This is a genomic window from Asticcacaulis solisilvae, assembly GCF_052327315.1.
GTDB lineage: Bacteria > Pseudomonadota > Alphaproteobacteria > Caulobacterales > Caulobacteraceae > Asticcacaulis > Asticcacaulis solisilvae_B.
On record NZ_CP166197.1, the window covers coordinates 535,798 to 550,647 of the forward strand.

A 14,850-nucleotide genomic window follows, 5' to 3' on the forward strand; every position below is an offset into this window, starting at 1 on the left:
CCGGGCTTATGCTCGGCCTGTCGGCCTGCGTCTCCTACTCCGCCGCACCATTGACGCCGCAAACCCTGGCCGCGCCGGCCGTCACCGGCCCCCTGCCCGCCGACGCCGGTGCGCTGGTGCGGATCGCCATCGACCACGATCCGGCGGTGGCCGCCGCCCGCGCCAGCCTCGATGCCGCCGTGTCGGCGCAAAAGGCCGCGAAAAACCTGCCGCCGCTCAGCCTGACCCTGACCGCCGAATATTCGAAGGATGCCGACGCCCGGCGCCCGTGGCTGTGGGGCGGCGCCGTGGGCATCCCGCTCGACATCGGGGCGAAACGCGAGGCGCGTGTCACCGCCGCTGATCTTGCCGTCATCAAGGCGCGCTACGCCCTGGCCGACGCCGTGTGGTCGAGCCGCCAGCGCCTGCGCCAGGCCCTGAGCGACCGCTATTTCGCCCGCGCGCTTGTCGCCATCGACCGGACGCTGGTCGGCCAGCGCGAGGCCTTTGCGGCGGCCCTCGCCCGACGCGTCGCCAGCGGCGAGGACCCGCGCGGCCTGGGCGCCCAGGCCGAACTCGATGCTTCAGCCGCGCGCCAGACCCTGCGTCAGGCCGAAGCGAAGGCCATCCAGGCCGAGGCCGACCTTGCCCGCGCGCTCGACGCCGCGCCGGAAACGGTTGCCGGCCTGCCCGACATCGCGCCCCCGCCGCCGCTCGACAACGAGACGGCCGGGGCCCTGATCGCGAAGACCCTGGTCAGCCGCGCCGACATCGCCTCGGCCGTCGCCGACTACGACGCCGCGGAAAACGACCTTCGGGCGGCCATCGCCGCGCAATATCCCGACATCACGATCGCGCCGGGCTACACCTGGGAACGCGGCGCGGTGAAGTGGCCGGTCAACCTGACGCTGAACCTGCCGCCGCTCGACGGCAATCGCGCCAATATCGCCCAGGCGCAAAAGGCCCGGCTGGCCGCCGGCAAGATGCTGGAGGACCGCGTGAAATCCGCCCTGCACGACGCCGACGCGGCCGCAGCCAGCTACCGCGCCGACCTCGAAACCGAAGCGGCGATCCGCACGAAAGACCTGTCGCTGGCCGAAGCCCTGTCGGCGCAGACCGAACGCGCGCTTAAGGCCGGTGAAAGCGACCGCACCGAGGCCCTGGCCGCCGCCGCCGCCCTGACGCAGACCCGGGCCAGCGCCCTACAGGCCGCCCAGACCGCATCGGACGACCGCCTGAAACTCGAGGACGCCGCCCGCCAGCCGGCCGACGCGTCCGAACTCAGCCTTCTCAGTCAAGAGATGACGAAATGACTTTCCGCCTCGCCGTGCTCACCGTCACAATGCTGATGGCCCCGGCTCTTGCCGTCGCCGGCCCTGTGCGCCTCGACGCCGCCACGCAGGCGCGCTTGCAGATTCGCACGGCGCCGATCGGGACGGCGCACACGACGGCCGCGGTCGACGGCTTCGCCACCGTGCAGGACCCGTCGCCGCTGTTGCAATTGCTGGGCGACCTGACGACGGCCGAAGCCGCCGCCACCGCGTCGCAGGCCGAGGCCGCGCGCACGGCGGCACTGGCAAAAGACGCGACCGTATCGACCAAGACCGCCGAGGCGGCGAAAGCACAGGCCGTCGCCGACCAGGCCAAGGCCGCCGTCCTGAAACAGCGCCTGGCCGTCGAGTGGGGCGCGGCTTTCGCGCGGCTGCCGGACAGCGACCTTTCCGCGCTGGCGCATGATCTCGCCATGGCGCAGGCCGCCATCGTCCGCGTCGACACACCGTCGGGCGCCGGTCTCAATACGGCGAAGAGCGCCGTGCTCGACCTCGGCCCGCTGGGCAGCGCCAATGCCCGCGTGCTCGGCATCGCCCGCACGGCCGATGCCCGGCTGCAATCGCCAGGCCTGATCACCCTCGTCACCGGCTCTCAGGCCGCCTATCTCAGCACCGGCCTGGCCATCAAGGCCAGGCTGTACGGCGGCGGGATATCCGATGGCGTCCTCATTCCCAATGCCGCCCTGCTGCGATCGGCCGGCCAGGTCTATGCCTGGGTGAAGACGGGCCCCTTCGCGTTCGACAAGCGCGCCGTGCACAGCGTCCGCGTCACGGCCGACGGCCTGATCGTGCAGGACGGTTTCCGCCTCGGCGACACCGTCGTCGTGCAGGGCGCGTCGGCCCTGCTGGCCGCCGAAACGCCGCACGCCGCGTCCGCCGCCAAGGACGGCGACGACTGATGCTGGCCCAGCTCGTCACCTTAAGCCTGCGTCACCCGCGTCTTGTGGCGCTGGCCGCCTTCGTGTTGCTCGTCATGGGCACCCTGACCCTGATCAACGCCAATTACGACGTTTTCCCGGACTTCGTGCCCGCCCAGGCCGAAGTCCAGACCGAGGCGCCGGGCCTGTCGGCCGAACAGGTCGAGCAACTGGTCACGCGTCCGGTCGAACAGGCGGTCAACGGCGCCGCGGGCGTGCAGCAGGTACGCTCGGACTCGATCCAGGGCCTGTCGATCATCACCGTCATCTTCAAGGACGGCGCCGAGCCCTACCGCGCGCGCCAGATCGTCGCCGAGGCCCTGTCCGAAGCCGCGTCGGAACTGCCGGCCGGCGTCGGTGCGCCCAAGGTCGCGCCCCTGACCTCGTCGACCATGGACCTCTTGAAGGTTGGCTTCACCGGCACAAGGGCAGACCCCCAGGCCTTGCGCGACTTCGTGCAGTGGAAGGTGCGCCCGCGCCTTATGGCCGTGCCGGGCGTGGCGCGCGCCACCGTCTACGGCGGCCAGGTGCGCCGGCTTGAAGTGCGCGTCCGGCCCGATGCCCTGGCGGCGCGCAACCTCAGCCTCGACGACGTCATCAAGGCGACACAGACTTCGACGGCGCTGAGCGGCGGCGGCTTCATCGACACGTCTGAGCAGCGCATCCTGGTCGAGCCCAGGGCCCAGGCCTCGACCGCCGCCGATATCGCCGCCACGCCGATCACCGGCGGGACCGGAGCCATCGTCCATATCGGCGATGTCGCCGAGGTCGTCGAAGCGCCCGCTCCGGACTATGGCGACGCCGTCATCATGGGCAAGCCCGGCGTGCTGATCGCGCTATCGAGCCAGTACGGCGCCAATACGCTGAAGGTCACGCGCGACGTCGAGGCGGCGCTGAAGGAGCTCGAGCCCGCCGCGCGTTCGCAAGGCATCGTCATGAGCCCGGCGCTCCATCGCCCGGCCAACTTTATCGAGACCGCCTTGTCCGGCATTACCGAGGACATCGTCATCGGCGCCGTGCTGATCGCCGTCATCCTGTTCGGCTTCATGCGCAGCTTCAAGACCGTGCTGATCTCCTTCGTCAGCATTCCGTTGTCTCTGATGGCCGCGATCATGGTCATCGACCGCCTGGGGATGAGCATCAACACCATGACGCTGGGCGGCCTGGCCGTGGCGCTGGGCGTCGTGGTCGACGACGCCGTCATCGATGTCGAAAACATCGTCCACCGCCTGCGCGAACGCCGCGAGGACGAAAAGATCGCGGACGTCATCCTCAAGGCGTCGCTGGAAGTGCGCGCCCCGGTCATCTACGCCACCCTGGTCGTCGCCCTGATCCTGGTGCCGGTGCTGCTGATGCATGGGCTGCAGGGCGCCTTCTTCGCGCCTCTGGCCCTGGCCTTCATCCTGGCGACCCTGATCTCGCTGCTGGTGGCCATCGTCGTCACGCCGGCGCTCAGCCTTTTATTTCTGAAAAATACGAATATTCCCGCCGAGCCGCGCGTCCTGCAATGGTTGAAGAAACGGCACGCCGGTATGCTCGAAGGTCTGTGCGCCCGCCCGGGATTTCTATTCCTGATTTCAGGAATAATAAGCGTCGCCGCGATCGCCGGCCTGTTCGTCTTCAATACCGAGCTTTTGCCGTCGTTCAAGGAAGGCCATTTCGTGCTGGGCGTCAGTTCGCCCCCGGGGACGTCGCTGTCGGTCATGCGGCGCTACGGCGAGTCGATCTCGCACGACCTGCTGGCCATCGACGGGGTCGCCACGGTCGAGCAGGAAATCGGCCGGTCGGAAGGTGGTGAGGACACCTTCGGCACCAACCGTTCGGAATTCCACGTCGAGCTGAAGCCGCACCTGTCGGGTAAGGACCAGGACGAGATAGAGGAACGCATCCACAAGGTGCTCGACAGCTATCCCGGCCTCGAAACCGAAGTCATGACCTTCCTCGGCGACCGCATCGGCGAGTCATTGACGGGCGAGACCGCGGCCCTGGCTGTCAATGTCTACGGCTCGGACGCCGACAGTCTCGAGGCCACGGCCGGAGATATCGCCGCGACGCTGGAAAAGGTGCCGGGGGCCGGCGACGTCAAGGTTCAAACCCCGCCCAAGACGCCCAGCGTCCATGTCGACATCGACCGTTCGGCGGCGGCCGAGCACAATATCTCGCCGGCCGATATCCTGAGTGCGGTGCAGAGCGCCTATGAGGGCGCGTCCGCCGCGCAGATCTACCGCAGCGACCGCGCCCTCCAGGTGGCGGTCACCCTGCCCAACGACCTGCGCCAGTCGCCGGAAGCCGTGTCCGACCTGCTGATCCGCAGTGCCGACGGCCAGGTGGCGCGGCTGGGCGACATTGCCCGCGTATCGCTGAGCGACAGCCGGACCATCATCTCGCACATCGGCGGCCGGCTGGTCGAGACGGTCACCGCCGACCCTAAGCCGTCCGATGTCACGCGCGTGACCAAGGCCGCGCAAGCCGCCGTCGCACAAAAGGTCAGGCTGCCGGCCGGCGTCTATCTCGACTATGTCAGCGTGGCCGACGATGCCGCGCGTGCGCGCAACGAGCTGCTGCTCAATACCGGCCTCGCCGTCGTCGGCATCATCGCCCTGCTGGCGCTCGCCTTCGGCAGCGGCCGCGCGGTCGGCCTGATCGCGGCGTCGGCGCCCTTCGCCCTGGTGGGCGGCGTCGCCGCCGTGGCGCTGACCGGCGGCAGCCTGTCGCTGGGCGCCCTGGTCGGCTTCGTGACCCTGCTGGGCGTCGCCGCGCGCAACGCCATCCTGTTGCTGGCCCATACGGAACAACTGGCCGACGAAGGGCACGAATGGTCGATCGGCCTGGTCACCCAGGCCACGCAGGAGCGGGTTACGCCCATCCTGATGACGGCACTGGTGACGGCGCTCGGCCTTTTGCCGCTGGCGCTCGAAACCGGCCAGGCCGGCCGTGAGATTCAGGGGCCGATGGCGATCGTCATCCTGGGCGGCCTGATCACCTCGACCCTGATGAGCCTGGTCGTGCTGCCGGCCCTGATCTGGCGCTACCGCCATCCGAAGGTCCGGACGCCGGCGCGACAGATCTAAATCATCCCAACGGCGGCCTGTTCGCCGCCGCGAGTACGGCGAGCCGTGCGGCGTTTGCGCTGGGAATGAACGTTTCTTCCAAGGCCCGGCATCCATAGCCGAACCGGCCGCATCGGGCCGAAGGTCGATGGAGGAACATCATGAAAAAAGCGTACGCTCTCGGCGTAACGGTCGCCGCTGCCGGTATCCTCGCGCTCGCCGCCTGCGGCGGCTATGGCGGAGGTGGCGGCTACGGCGGCGGCAGTGGCGGCGGCGGCAGCTATTCGTCCTCGATGTCGACCGCCTATGCGGCCATGGACGTGGTCCGCGACACCAACACCCTTCCGCACACCGACGCCAACCTGGTCAACGGCTGGGGCGTCGCCTTCAACCCCAATGGCTTTGTCTGGGTGGCGAACAACGGCACCAGCACCTCGACCCTTTATGACGGCAACGGCGTACCACAGACCCTGGTCGTGACCCTGAACGCGGGCCTGGCCGGTGCAGCGGACCCGACCGGCATCGTGTTCAACAGCGGCACCAGCTTCGTCGTCAACGCCACGGTCGGCGGTGGCGCCTTTGTCGGTCACGGCGGCTATGCCGGCGCGGCGTCGGGCGCGGCGCCCTTCATCTTCGCGGGCGAAAGCGGAACGCTGACCGCCTGGGCGCCGGCGGTCGACGGCACGCACGCCTTCGTCGTCTATGACGGTTCGGCCACCGGGACCGTCTACAAGGGCCTGGCCATCGTGGCGGGCACGACCAACAAGCTCTATGCCGCCGACTTCCACAACAAGCGCATCGATGTCTTCGACGGCACCTTCACCAAGATCGCCGCGGCCGGCGGCTTTACCGACGCCAATATTCCCGCCGACTACAGCCCGTTCAACATCCAGGCCATCGGCGGCCAGCTCTATGTCGCCTATGCGAAAAAGAACGCGGCCAGCGACGACGAGACCGCCGGTGCGGGCTTCGGCTATGTCGATATATTCGATACCGACGGCAACCTTGTGAAGCGGCTGGTCGCCGCTGGGGGCGCGCTCAACGCGCCGTGGGGCATGGCCATGGCGCCGGCCAATTTCGGCCAGTTCAGCAACGACCTGCTGGTCGGCAATTTCGGCGACGGCAAGATCAACGCCTATGACCCGGCGACAGGGACATGGGTCGGCACGCTCAGCAAATCCAACGGCCAGGCGATCGTCGTAGACGGCCTGTGGGGCATCGCCTTCGGCAACAACCTGCAGAACCAGCCGTCGAACACGCTGTTCTATGCTTCGGGCCCGTCGAACGAAGCCCACGGCGCGTATGGCCGGATCGACATGCAGTAGGGCTGTTGGCCCTGCTGCGCTTTTCAGCTCAAAAGCCGCATGGCGCCTCGCCCTCGCCAACACCGAACGAGAAAGAGCCGATCGGTGTTGGAGCAGGTCCGGCCGCGGCGGAATGAAAGGTCCCAACCACGGCGCCGAACGGTCAACGCCCCCCTCACCCCCGACCGCAAGGCACCGTGTTTCCCGTCCTCCGGTCCGTCCCCGGAGGACGGGGCTTTTTATTTTTTTTCGTCCGGAGTGAACCGATTGGCACGCATCGGGAATATATGTGTTCGGACGGAGAGTGCGATGCTCAAACTGCGCGGCGACGGCGGCAAGAAAGTCCCCGGCGCGGACCATGACGAGGTGGATCTGGTGGGCCGTGTCGTCGGACGGGACCGGCGCGCCTTCGAGACCCTCTATCGTCTCTATCATCCGCGCCTGACCGCCTTCCTGACGCGCTTCATAAGGCGCCCCGACCGTGTCGAGGAAGCGCTGAACGACACGCTGATGGTCGTGTGGAACCGCGCCGACCGCTACAACGGCCAGAGCAAGGTGTCGACCTGGGTGTTCGGCATCGCCTACCGTCAGGGCCTGAAGGCGCTCAGCCGCTTCGACGAAGCGGTCGAGGACGCCGACGCCGAAAGCCGGCGCAGCGAGGACAAGACCCCGGAGGAGCACCTGGGGCAGCGCCAGACGCGTATCGTCCTCGACCACGCCATGGAAACCCTGAGCGCCGATCACCGCGCCGTGGTCGACCTCGCCTATTTCCATGAAATGGGCTATCGTGAGATTGCCGAAATCATGGATTGCCCGGTGGACACGGTGAAGACACGCATGTTCCACGCCCGACGTAACCTGAAGGCGCAGCTGGCCGGTCAACTGGCCGACTGGCTGTGAGAGTATCATGACCGGAACCATTATTTCCCTGCATGGCGACCAGCACGACGCGGTCAACGCGCTTTTGCCCTGGTACGCCACCGACACCCTCGACGCGGACGAACGCGCCCGCGTCGAGGCGCACCTGGCCGACTGCCCGGCCTGCCAGGCCGAACTGGCCAGCGAACGCAGCCTGAAGGCGCTGTTCGCCGATACAGCGGCAGTTGGCGACACCGATCGCGGTTTCGCGAAGCTGATGGCGGACATCGACGCCGCGCCCGCGGCGCCACGCGCCACGATCGCCCGGCAATGGGCGGCCAGCCCGGCCTGGATGCGCTGGGCGGTGGCCGCGCAGCTTATGCTGCTGGTGGGCGGCGGCCTGTGGCTCGGCTTGTCTTCGAAACCCCAGGCCCAGCCACAGTATCACGCCCTGGCGTCGCGCGACCAGCCGCGCCCCGGCAATGTCGTCGTCGTCTTCCGGCCCGATGCCCGCGAAAGCGAGGTCCGCGGCGCCTTGAAGGCCGCCCATGCCCGCCTGGTCGATGGGCCGACGGAGGCCGACGCCTATATCCTGGCCGTGCCGCCGCAGGCGCGCGACACAGCCCTGAAGACCCTGCACGCCGACAAGGCCGTCGTGGTCGCCGAACCGCTCGACAGCGGAGACGGCAGATGAGGACCGCGACGCGCAACAGCCTGTTTGTGGCCGGTGTCCTGCTGGTGGTGCTGGGCCTGTGCCTGATCCTGTTCCAGCCCGCCCACGCCGAGGACGCCAATACCGATCATCGCGTGCTGGTCTTCCTGCGCATGCCGCCGGCCCACTTCACCCCGCAGGGCAGCTATGGCGGCAATTACGCCACGGGCGCACAGGGGGCCAAGCGCGAGGCCTTCGCGCGCGACCGGGCGCACGCCAACGGCCTGACCGTAGTCGACCGCTGGGCCATGCCCATGGTCGGGCTCGACTGCTTCGTCATGGAAGTGCCGCCGGAGCAATCGGCCAAGGACGCCGCCGACAAGCTGTCGCATGACCCCGGCATCGAATGGGCCGAGCCCATGCAGACCTATCACGGCCAGGGCAGAACCGAGGGAAAAGCCTCGGGCGACCCCCTGTCCGCCGCCCAGCCCGACATGCGGGAATGGCACCTTGACGCGCTCCACCGCATCGCCACGGGAAGAAACGTCAAGGTCGCGGTCATCGACAGCTCCGTCGATGCGCGGCATCCCGACCTGATCGGCCAGGTCGCGGTGCGCCAGAACTTTGTCACCGGCCGCGACGACGCGCCCGAAATCCACGGCACCGGCGTGGCCGGCATCATCGCGGCCGCGGCCGGCAACGGCAAGGGCATTGTCGGCGTCGCCCCCAATGCCCGGCTGATGGCCCTGCGCGCCTGCTGGCAGGAAAACCCAACCGCTACGGTGTGCGATACGCTGAGCCTGGCCAAGGCGTTGTATTTCGCGGTCGAGCACAAGGCCGACGTCATAAATATGAGCCTGTCCGGGCCGTCCGACCGGCTTCTGGGCAACCTGATCGACGCGGCGCAGTCGCACGGCATCACCGTCGTCGGCGCCGTCGATCCGGCCGAAGGCGACGGCGGCTTTCCGGCGTCGCACGCCGGCGTCATCGCGGTCATAGACGAAGGCGACCGTTCGTCGGACATAAAGGCCTTCGGCGCCCCCGGGCGCGATATTCCGACCACCCGGCCCGGCGGCTGGTCGTTCGTCAACGGCAGTTCCTACGCCGCCGCCCATGTCAGCGGCCTGTTCGCCCTTCTGCGCGAGCGCAGCAACAAGGCACAGGCGGCGTCGGCCCTGGTGACCACGGGGACCGACAATATCATCGATCCGTGCGCTACGCTGAAACGCCTGGCGATACAGGCCGGCTGCCCGGCCGATCTCGCCGCCGGCGGACGCCCCTGAGATGCAGGTCCTGATCGCACGGCTCCTTCTCCTGTCGTGCCTGCTCGCACTTCCCGCCCACGCCGGCCAGCTGTCGGCCAGCGCCGCGCTCGACAGCGACGACCGGTTTCGCGGCGTGTCGCTAAGTCATGGCCGGCCTGATGTCAGGCTGGATGTCAATTACGACGAGGAGGGGGGGCTCTATGGCGGAATTTCGCTGGCAGCGGCGCCCGGTCGCGGCCAGTCGGCGCCCCTCACCCACTACACCGCCTATGCCGGCTACGTGACACGCCCGGCATCGGACCTGTCATGGGAAGGCGGTGTCAGCCACACCCATATCGACGACCGCGAGCGCTACGATTACGATGAGCTCTATGCCGGACTGATCACCGCAGGGATTACGGCGCGGCTGTCCTACTCGCCGCGCTATTACGGCCGCGATGTCCAGACCCTCTACGCGGACCTCAGCGGCAGCCGACAGATTTCACCGCATGTCCGCCTGTTCGCGCACGCCGGGTGGCTGCGGCGGCTGTCCGGTACGTGGGGCTTGCGCCCGCGCTATGACCTCAGCGCCGGCGTCGCGGCCGCGCTCAGGGCCTGCGAGCTGCGCCTGTCGGTGACGCAGACGCCGTCGCTCTACGCCTGGGGCCGCGAAGACGGCGGGACGGGGATTGTGCTCAGCGCGGTGCGCGCCTTCTGAACGGCCGGACAGGAAAGGCGTATACATGATCATGCCAGCCCTGCCCGTCCTCATCGCCTTCCTCGCCGCCTCGGCCCTGCCGGCCAGCGCGCGCGAATATGCCCTGCAATCCGATACGACGACGGTGCGCTTTTCCTATCACCAGGTGGGGTTCGTTCGCTCCGACGGCCGCATCGAAAAGGCGACGGGCACCGGCGCCTTCGATCCCGACAGGCCCGAAGCCAGCTCGGTCGAGGTCCGGCTCGACATGAAAAGCCTGACCATCGGCGCCGGCTGGTTCGACGGCAAGCTGCACGGTCCGGACTATTTCGACGTCGACCGCTTTCCGACCGCCACCTTCCGCAGTACGCAGGTGGTGACGACGGGCGCCGGCAAGGCGGTCATTACCGGCGACCTGACCCTGCACGGCGTGACACGCAGGATCAGCCTGACGGCCACATGCCACCGGACGGACGGCGCGCTTGCGCTCAATGCGCGGGCGCATATCCGGCGCAGCGATTTCGGCATAGACCGCGACCGGTTGCTGATCGGCGATGAGATCGATCTCGACATCACGGCGACGGCCGTGGCTTTACGAGACTAGTACAAGCCACTGCGCAGCGCCGCTGATGGCGCGGTCTCTGAGCGCTGTTAAGCGGCGTCCAGAAGGGCCGCGGTGACCTGCAGCAAGTCCTCGGCCTCGAAGGGCTTGCGGATCTGGGCGTCGGCGCCGATGCGGCGGGTGGCGTTGAGCGCGTCCTGCTCGCTGACCTTGGCTTCCAGGCCGCCCGACATCGAGATGATACGGACTTTTGGCCAGGTGGTCTTGATCGTGCGCATGCCGGCGAAACCGCCCATGCCCGGCATGAAGACGTCGCACAGCACGACGTCGACGTGGGCGATATCGATGTCGGCAAAGGCCTGTTCCATCGACTCCGCCTGCGACACGCGGTAGCCGCCGCTTTCAAAGGCCCGCGCGGCGATCATGCGGACCGTACGGCTGTCATCGATGACCAGGACGTGACGCTTTCTTTTGCCGCCCGACAGGTTGCTTTCGGCCGTCGTCAGGATATCCTTGAGCAGGATTTCGTTGAACGGCTTGCGCAACACGAAGTCGGCGCCGGAGCGGCGCGCCTGCGTCAGGGTTTCCTCGATGGCGTCCTTGCTGGAACCGGCCGTCATCAGCACGATCGGCGCGGACGGCGCCAGCTTGCGGAAGCGGTCGAGATGCAGCAGCGTATTGTGCTGGCCGACGAAGACATCGAGGAACAGGGCGTGCACGGCCATCTGCGTCAGGCCTTCGGAAGCGTCGCGCATGGTCTCGAAGTGAATCGGCGCCCAGCCAAGGCCCTCGATCATCTTGCTGATGATCTGGGCCTGGATGCGGCTGTCTTCAAGGATCAGTGCGGTCCGTTCCATAGTCCTGGGTCGTGTTCCTCTTTCGCGAACACCATGCACCATTTTTTGCAACTATTCGGTAAACGCCGAAGCAAAAAGGCGCGTCTTTCCCATGTTTTATCTGGATTTTCGGCATTTACAGCCGTCAGGCGGCAGGGGGGCCGATCACGATGGATCCGTCCTCAATCGAAACTTTAGCTCCGGTGACGGCCTGCACGGACTGCGCGAACTGCGCCGGCTGGTCGATCCGGTACTGGCCGACGAAACGCGTCCGGCCGACCGCCGGATCGGCAATCGTGATCTTCTGGCCGTTGTAGCGATTGAATTCAGCCGCGGCCTCATCAAGCGTTTCGTTGTCGAGTACGATATTGCCTTCGCGCCAGGCCAGCTTGCGCTCAACCTCGGCGGGCGCGGCGGCGACCCGGATCGCCGTGGCGTCAGACGGCACGAAAGCCTCGTCGCCTGCTTGGAGGCGCCTGCGTTCGCTCCCTTCGCTGCCGCCCTCGCTCCAGACTTCGACAATGCCTTCGGTGACCAGCACGTCGGCACCGCCGTCACGGCGGCGGACGCTGAAGGCCGTGCCGACCGCCTGGACACGGATGGCGCCGGCTTCGACGACAAAGGGTTTTTCAGGGTTTTTCGCGACTTCGAACCACGCCTCGCCCTCGACCAGCACGACGCGGCGCAGCTTCGGCGTGATCTTCACCTCGACATGGCTGCCGCTGTTGAGGCTGGCTATGCTCTTGTCGGGCAGCGGCACCTTGCGAAACTCGCCCATGGTCGTCGTCAGCACGGCATCGGGCGTCCGTCGCGGCAGCAGTAGTGCACCGAGGCCGGCAGCCACTGCCGCCATGCCGGCGGCGATGGCCGTGCGGCGCGTCATCAGCACTTTCCGCGCGGGTGGCTGCGGACGCAGGTTCGGCTGGATGGTGGCCTTGTCGAGCGTATGCCAGATCGCCTGGGCGCGCAGGTAAGCACCCCGGTGGCGCGGATTTTCGGCATGCCATGCATCGAAGGCGGCCTTGTCGGCGTCGCTCAGCGGCCCCGCCGCCTGCTTTGCGATCCAGGCCAGGGCGGCTTCGTCAATCGGTGACATGGCGCGCTCCCGATCGGCTGGTCATGGCAGATTTTACCGCTTTCCCCGTCATGACTCCGCGACCCTGAAACCCATTGGCTGCGCCGGAAAGCCGTGTGTTTCCGACCGTAACGAACCTGTACACGACAGAAGACACCCGGCGACAGATTTTCCTCTGAAAAATATCGCGGCCGGAATTTAAAAAAACGCAAACCGGTCAGGACAGGCGTAAAATTGGTATTGCCAATTTGATGCAACTGCCGTCATGTGCCTGCACAACGATAATGGGAAACCCCACGGGAGTGAATATGCGGTACACACTGGCCGTCCTGGCCCTTACCCTGACCTGTGCTGCGCCGGCCCTGGCGCAAAATGCGATGCCCGCGGCGCCTGCCGTGCTGCTGACCGACGCCATCGACCGGCCCGGCCAGGACCTGTCGGGCCTGTGGGCCTATTCGACCGACCTTTACCGGACGGCCGAAACCGACATCAACGGCCGCCCGCCGGCGCCGCGCGCCATGCGCTTCCGCGATATCAATGTCGACGCCGAGGTGGCGAAGAAGCCGGATGTCGACTTCTTCGAATTCGACATGGACAAGGCGCCGAAGGCGACCCTGCCCGGCGCCTGGAATGCCGCTGAACCCGAATTGCGCTGGTTCGACGGCCTGATGTGGTACCAGCGCCATTTCACCGCCGAGGCTGTCGGCAACCGCCGCGCCTTCCTGCGCTTCGAGGCCGTCAACTACCGCGTCAAGGTCTATGTCAACGGCCAGCTGGCCGGCCAGCACGAGGGCGGCTTCACGCCCTTCGCCATCGAGGTCGGCAAGCTGCTGCGCGCCGGTGACAACCAGGTCACCATCGGCGTCGATTCGACGCACGACGACACGACCGTCCCGCCGACCGTCACCGACTGGGATATCTATGGCGGCGTGACGCGGCCGATCCGGCTGATCTACACGCCCGAGACCTTTATCGACGACGAATTCCTGCACCTCGACCTCGACGGTCATATCCGCGGCAGCGTGCACCTGAACGGCGCATCCGCCGGCAACCGCGACGTCTCGGTGAAGATCGGCACGGGCAAGGCGATCGCGCTCAAAACCGACGGCAATGGCGACGCGCACCTCGACATTGCCGCGCCCAAGGGGCTGAAACTGTGGTCGCCCGACAGCCCGACGCTTTACGACGTGGCCTTTGCCGCGGGTGACGACACGCTGACCGACAAGATCGGCTTCCGCACCATCCAGGCCAAAGGCACCGACATCCTGCTCAACGGCAAGCCTGTCTTCCTGCGCGGCATTTCGATGCACGAGGAAGAGTTCGGCGCGAACCCCGCCCGCCGCATGACGCCGGAAGCGATCCGGGCGTTGCTCGGCGAAATCAAGACCGGGCTGCACGGCAACTTCGTCCGCCTGGCGCACTATCCGCATTCCGAGCTGACGACGCGTATGGCCGATGAGATGGGCCTGATGATCTGGAGCGAGATACCCGTCTACTGGTCGGTCGATTTCGGCAGCGACAAGACGCTGCTCACCGCGCGACACATGCTGGCGGAAAACATCCTGCGTGACCGCAATCGCGCCTCGGTCATCGTGTGGAGCGTCGGCAACGAGACGCCCAATACGCCGGAACGCAACCGCTTCCTGGCGACCCTGGCGGACGATGCCCGGGCGCGGGACGGCACGCGCATGATCAGCGCGGCCCTGCTGGTGTCGCATAACATGAAGAACGGCCATATCGAGATGGCGATCGACGACCCGCTGGTCGAGCACCTCGACCTGATGGCGGCCAATACCTATAACGGCTGGTACGGCGACGACAAACTGGCCGACGTGGCGAAGGAAACCTGGGTCATGCCGGCGGGCAAGCCGATGATCTTCTCGGAATTCGGCGCCGACGCCCTGGCAGGCGTCCACGACGCCAAAAACCCGATGAAGTTCACCGAGGAATACCAGGCGGAATTCTATCGCCAGACCCTCGCCATGGCCGACAACATCCCGGCCCTGCGCGGCATGTCGCCGTGGATTCTCAAGGACTTCCAGTCGCCGCGCCGCGAACACCCGGTGTATCAGAACGGCTGGAACCGCAAGGGCCTGATATCGGAGACCGGCGTACACAAGGAAGCCTTCGATGTCCTGGCCAACTACTATGTCGGCAAGGAGAAGGACTAACGGGATGAGGGGCAGTCGGCCGGTCGATTGCCCCTTCCGTCACTCGCTCCGCTCGCGCCACCTTCCCCGCTCCGCAGGGAAGGAATTAGGTAAACTCCCTTCCTTCCCCTTTTAAGGGGAAGGTGGCAGACGCCGCTGTCAAAGCGGCGGATGACGGAAGGGGGGAAGCGTCGC

At 67.0% G+C, this 14,850-nt stretch carries 12 protein-coding genes; 10 read left to right on the forward strand and 2 right to left on the reverse strand.

Features of this window, described 5'->3' with window-relative positions; translation table 11 throughout:
• Positions 1 to 8 precede the first annotated feature (8 nt).
• From AB8717_RS21160 to AB8717_RS21200, 9 genes are all read left to right on the forward strand, one after another.
• Positions 9 to 1,292: a TolC family protein gene (locus AB8717_RS21160; protein WP_443751020.1), complete on the forward strand. Its 1,284-nt coding sequence runs from the start codon at positions 9 to 11 to the stop codon at positions 1,290 to 1,292.
• Positions 1,289 to 2,209 (forward strand): hypothetical protein, encoded by a 921-nt coding sequence (locus AB8717_RS21165; RefSeq protein ID WP_443751021.1) that lies wholly within the window; start codon positions 1,289 to 1,291, stop codon positions 2,207 to 2,209. Before AB8717_RS21160 ends, AB8717_RS21165 begins: the two co-directional genes overlap by 4 nt.
• A complete protein-coding gene (locus AB8717_RS21170) occupies positions 2,209 to 5,298 on the forward strand; it encodes an efflux RND transporter permease subunit (protein WP_443751022.1) in 3,090 nt (1,029 codons plus the stop codon). The genes AB8717_RS21165 and AB8717_RS21170 overlap by 1 nt, the downstream gene beginning before the upstream one ends.
• Before the next feature lie 140 nt (positions 5,299 to 5,438).
• Complete coding sequence (locus AB8717_RS21175) at positions 5,439 to 6,602, forward strand: TIGR03118 family protein (protein WP_443751023.1); 1,164 nt, start codon at positions 5,439 to 5,441, stop codon at positions 6,600 to 6,602.
• Positions 6,603 to 6,890: 288 nt separating this feature from the next.
• Positions 6,891 to 7,481, forward strand: coding sequence for an RNA polymerase sigma factor (locus AB8717_RS21180; protein WP_443751024.1), 591 nt, complete (start codon positions 6,891 to 6,893; stop codon positions 7,479 to 7,481).
• A gap of 7 nt (positions 7,482 to 7,488) precedes the next feature.
• On the forward strand, positions 7,489 to 8,133 hold the full coding sequence (locus tag AB8717_RS21185) for a zf-HC2 domain-containing protein (RefSeq protein WP_443751025.1): 645 nt from the start codon (positions 7,489 to 7,491) through the stop codon (positions 8,131 to 8,133).
• The gene (locus AB8717_RS21190) at positions 8,130 to 9,374 is read left to right on the forward strand and encodes a S8 family peptidase (RefSeq protein WP_443751026.1); all 1,245 of its coding nucleotides are present in this window, start codon (positions 8,130 to 8,132) and stop codon (positions 9,372 to 9,374) included. The genes AB8717_RS21185 and AB8717_RS21190 overlap by 4 nt, the downstream gene beginning before the upstream one ends.
• Position 9,375: 1 nt before the next feature.
• Positions 9,376 to 10,053, forward strand: coding sequence for a TorF family putative porin (locus AB8717_RS21195; RefSeq protein WP_443751027.1), 678 nt, complete (start codon positions 9,376 to 9,378; stop codon positions 10,051 to 10,053).
• Between the two features lie 25 nt (positions 10,054 to 10,078).
• Positions 10,079 to 10,636, forward strand: coding sequence for a YceI family protein (locus tag AB8717_RS21200; RefSeq protein ID WP_443751028.1), 558 nt, complete (start codon positions 10,079 to 10,081; stop codon positions 10,634 to 10,636).
• 47 nt (positions 10,637 to 10,683) lie between these two features.
• Here the strand turns inward: AB8717_RS21200 and AB8717_RS21205 are convergent, their stop codons facing one another.
• Together AB8717_RS21205 and AB8717_RS21210 are read right to left on the reverse strand one after the other, a co-directional pair.
• Positions 10,684 to 11,451 carry a response regulator gene (locus tag AB8717_RS21205; protein WP_443751029.1) on the reverse strand — a complete coding sequence of 256 codons (768 nt, stop codon included), beginning with the start codon at positions 11,449 to 11,451 and terminating at the stop codon, positions 10,684 to 10,686.
• A 124-nt stretch (positions 11,452 to 11,575) separates the two neighbouring features.
• Positions 11,576 to 12,526 carry a FecR family protein gene (locus tag AB8717_RS21210; RefSeq protein ID WP_443751030.1) on the reverse strand — a complete coding sequence of 317 codons (951 nt, stop codon included), beginning with the start codon at positions 12,524 to 12,526 and terminating at the stop codon, positions 11,576 to 11,578.
• Positions 12,527 to 12,813: 287 nt separating this feature from the next.
• Between AB8717_RS21210 and AB8717_RS21215 the strand changes: the two genes are divergently transcribed.
• Entirely contained in the window at positions 12,814 to 14,676 is a 1,863-nt protein-coding gene (locus AB8717_RS21215; RefSeq protein WP_443751031.1) for a glycoside hydrolase family 2 protein, read from the forward strand.
• Positions 14,677 to 14,850 lie beyond the last annotated feature (174 nt).

What these genes read in the sequence shown, in the direction of transcription:
- AB8717_RS21160 (WP_443751020.1), top strand. Translation starts at nt 9, where the DNA reads ATGCTCGGCCTGTCGGCCTGCGTCTCCTACTCCGCCGCACCATTGACG.
- AB8717_RS21165 (WP_443751021.1), top strand. Translation starts at nt 1,289, where the DNA reads ATGACTTTCCGCCTCGCCGTGCTCACCGTCACAATGCTGATGGCCCCG.
- AB8717_RS21170 (WP_443751022.1), top strand. Translation starts at nt 2,209, where the DNA reads ATGCTGGCCCAGCTCGTCACCTTAAGCCTGCGTCACCCGCGTCTTGTG.
- AB8717_RS21175 (WP_443751023.1), top strand. Translation starts at nt 5,439, where the DNA reads ATGAAAAAAGCGTACGCTCTCGGCGTAACGGTCGCCGCTGCCGGTATC.
- AB8717_RS21180 (WP_443751024.1), top strand. Translation starts at nt 6,891, where the DNA reads ATGCTCAAACTGCGCGGCGACGGCGGCAAGAAAGTCCCCGGCGCGGAC.
- AB8717_RS21185 (WP_443751025.1), top strand. Translation starts at nt 7,489, where the DNA reads ATGACCGGAACCATTATTTCCCTGCATGGCGACCAGCACGACGCGGTC.
- AB8717_RS21190 (WP_443751026.1), top strand. Translation starts at nt 8,130, where the DNA reads ATGAGGACCGCGACGCGCAACAGCCTGTTTGTGGCCGGTGTCCTGCTG.
- AB8717_RS21195 (WP_443751027.1), top strand. Translation starts at nt 9,376, where the DNA reads ATGCAGGTCCTGATCGCACGGCTCCTTCTCCTGTCGTGCCTGCTCGCA.
- AB8717_RS21200 (WP_443751028.1), top strand. Translation starts at nt 10,079, where the DNA reads ATGATCATGCCAGCCCTGCCCGTCCTCATCGCCTTCCTCGCCGCCTCG.
- AB8717_RS21205 (WP_443751029.1), bottom strand. Translation starts at nt 11,451, where the DNA reads ATGGAACGGACCGCACTGATCCTTGAAGACAGCCGCATCCAGGCCCAG.
- AB8717_RS21210 (WP_443751030.1), bottom strand. Translation starts at nt 12,526, where the DNA reads ATGTCACCGATTGACGAAGCCGCCCTGGCCTGGATCGCAAAGCAGGCG.
- AB8717_RS21215 (WP_443751031.1), top strand. Translation starts at nt 12,814, where the DNA reads ATGCGGTACACACTGGCCGTCCTGGCCCTTACCCTGACCTGTGCTGCG.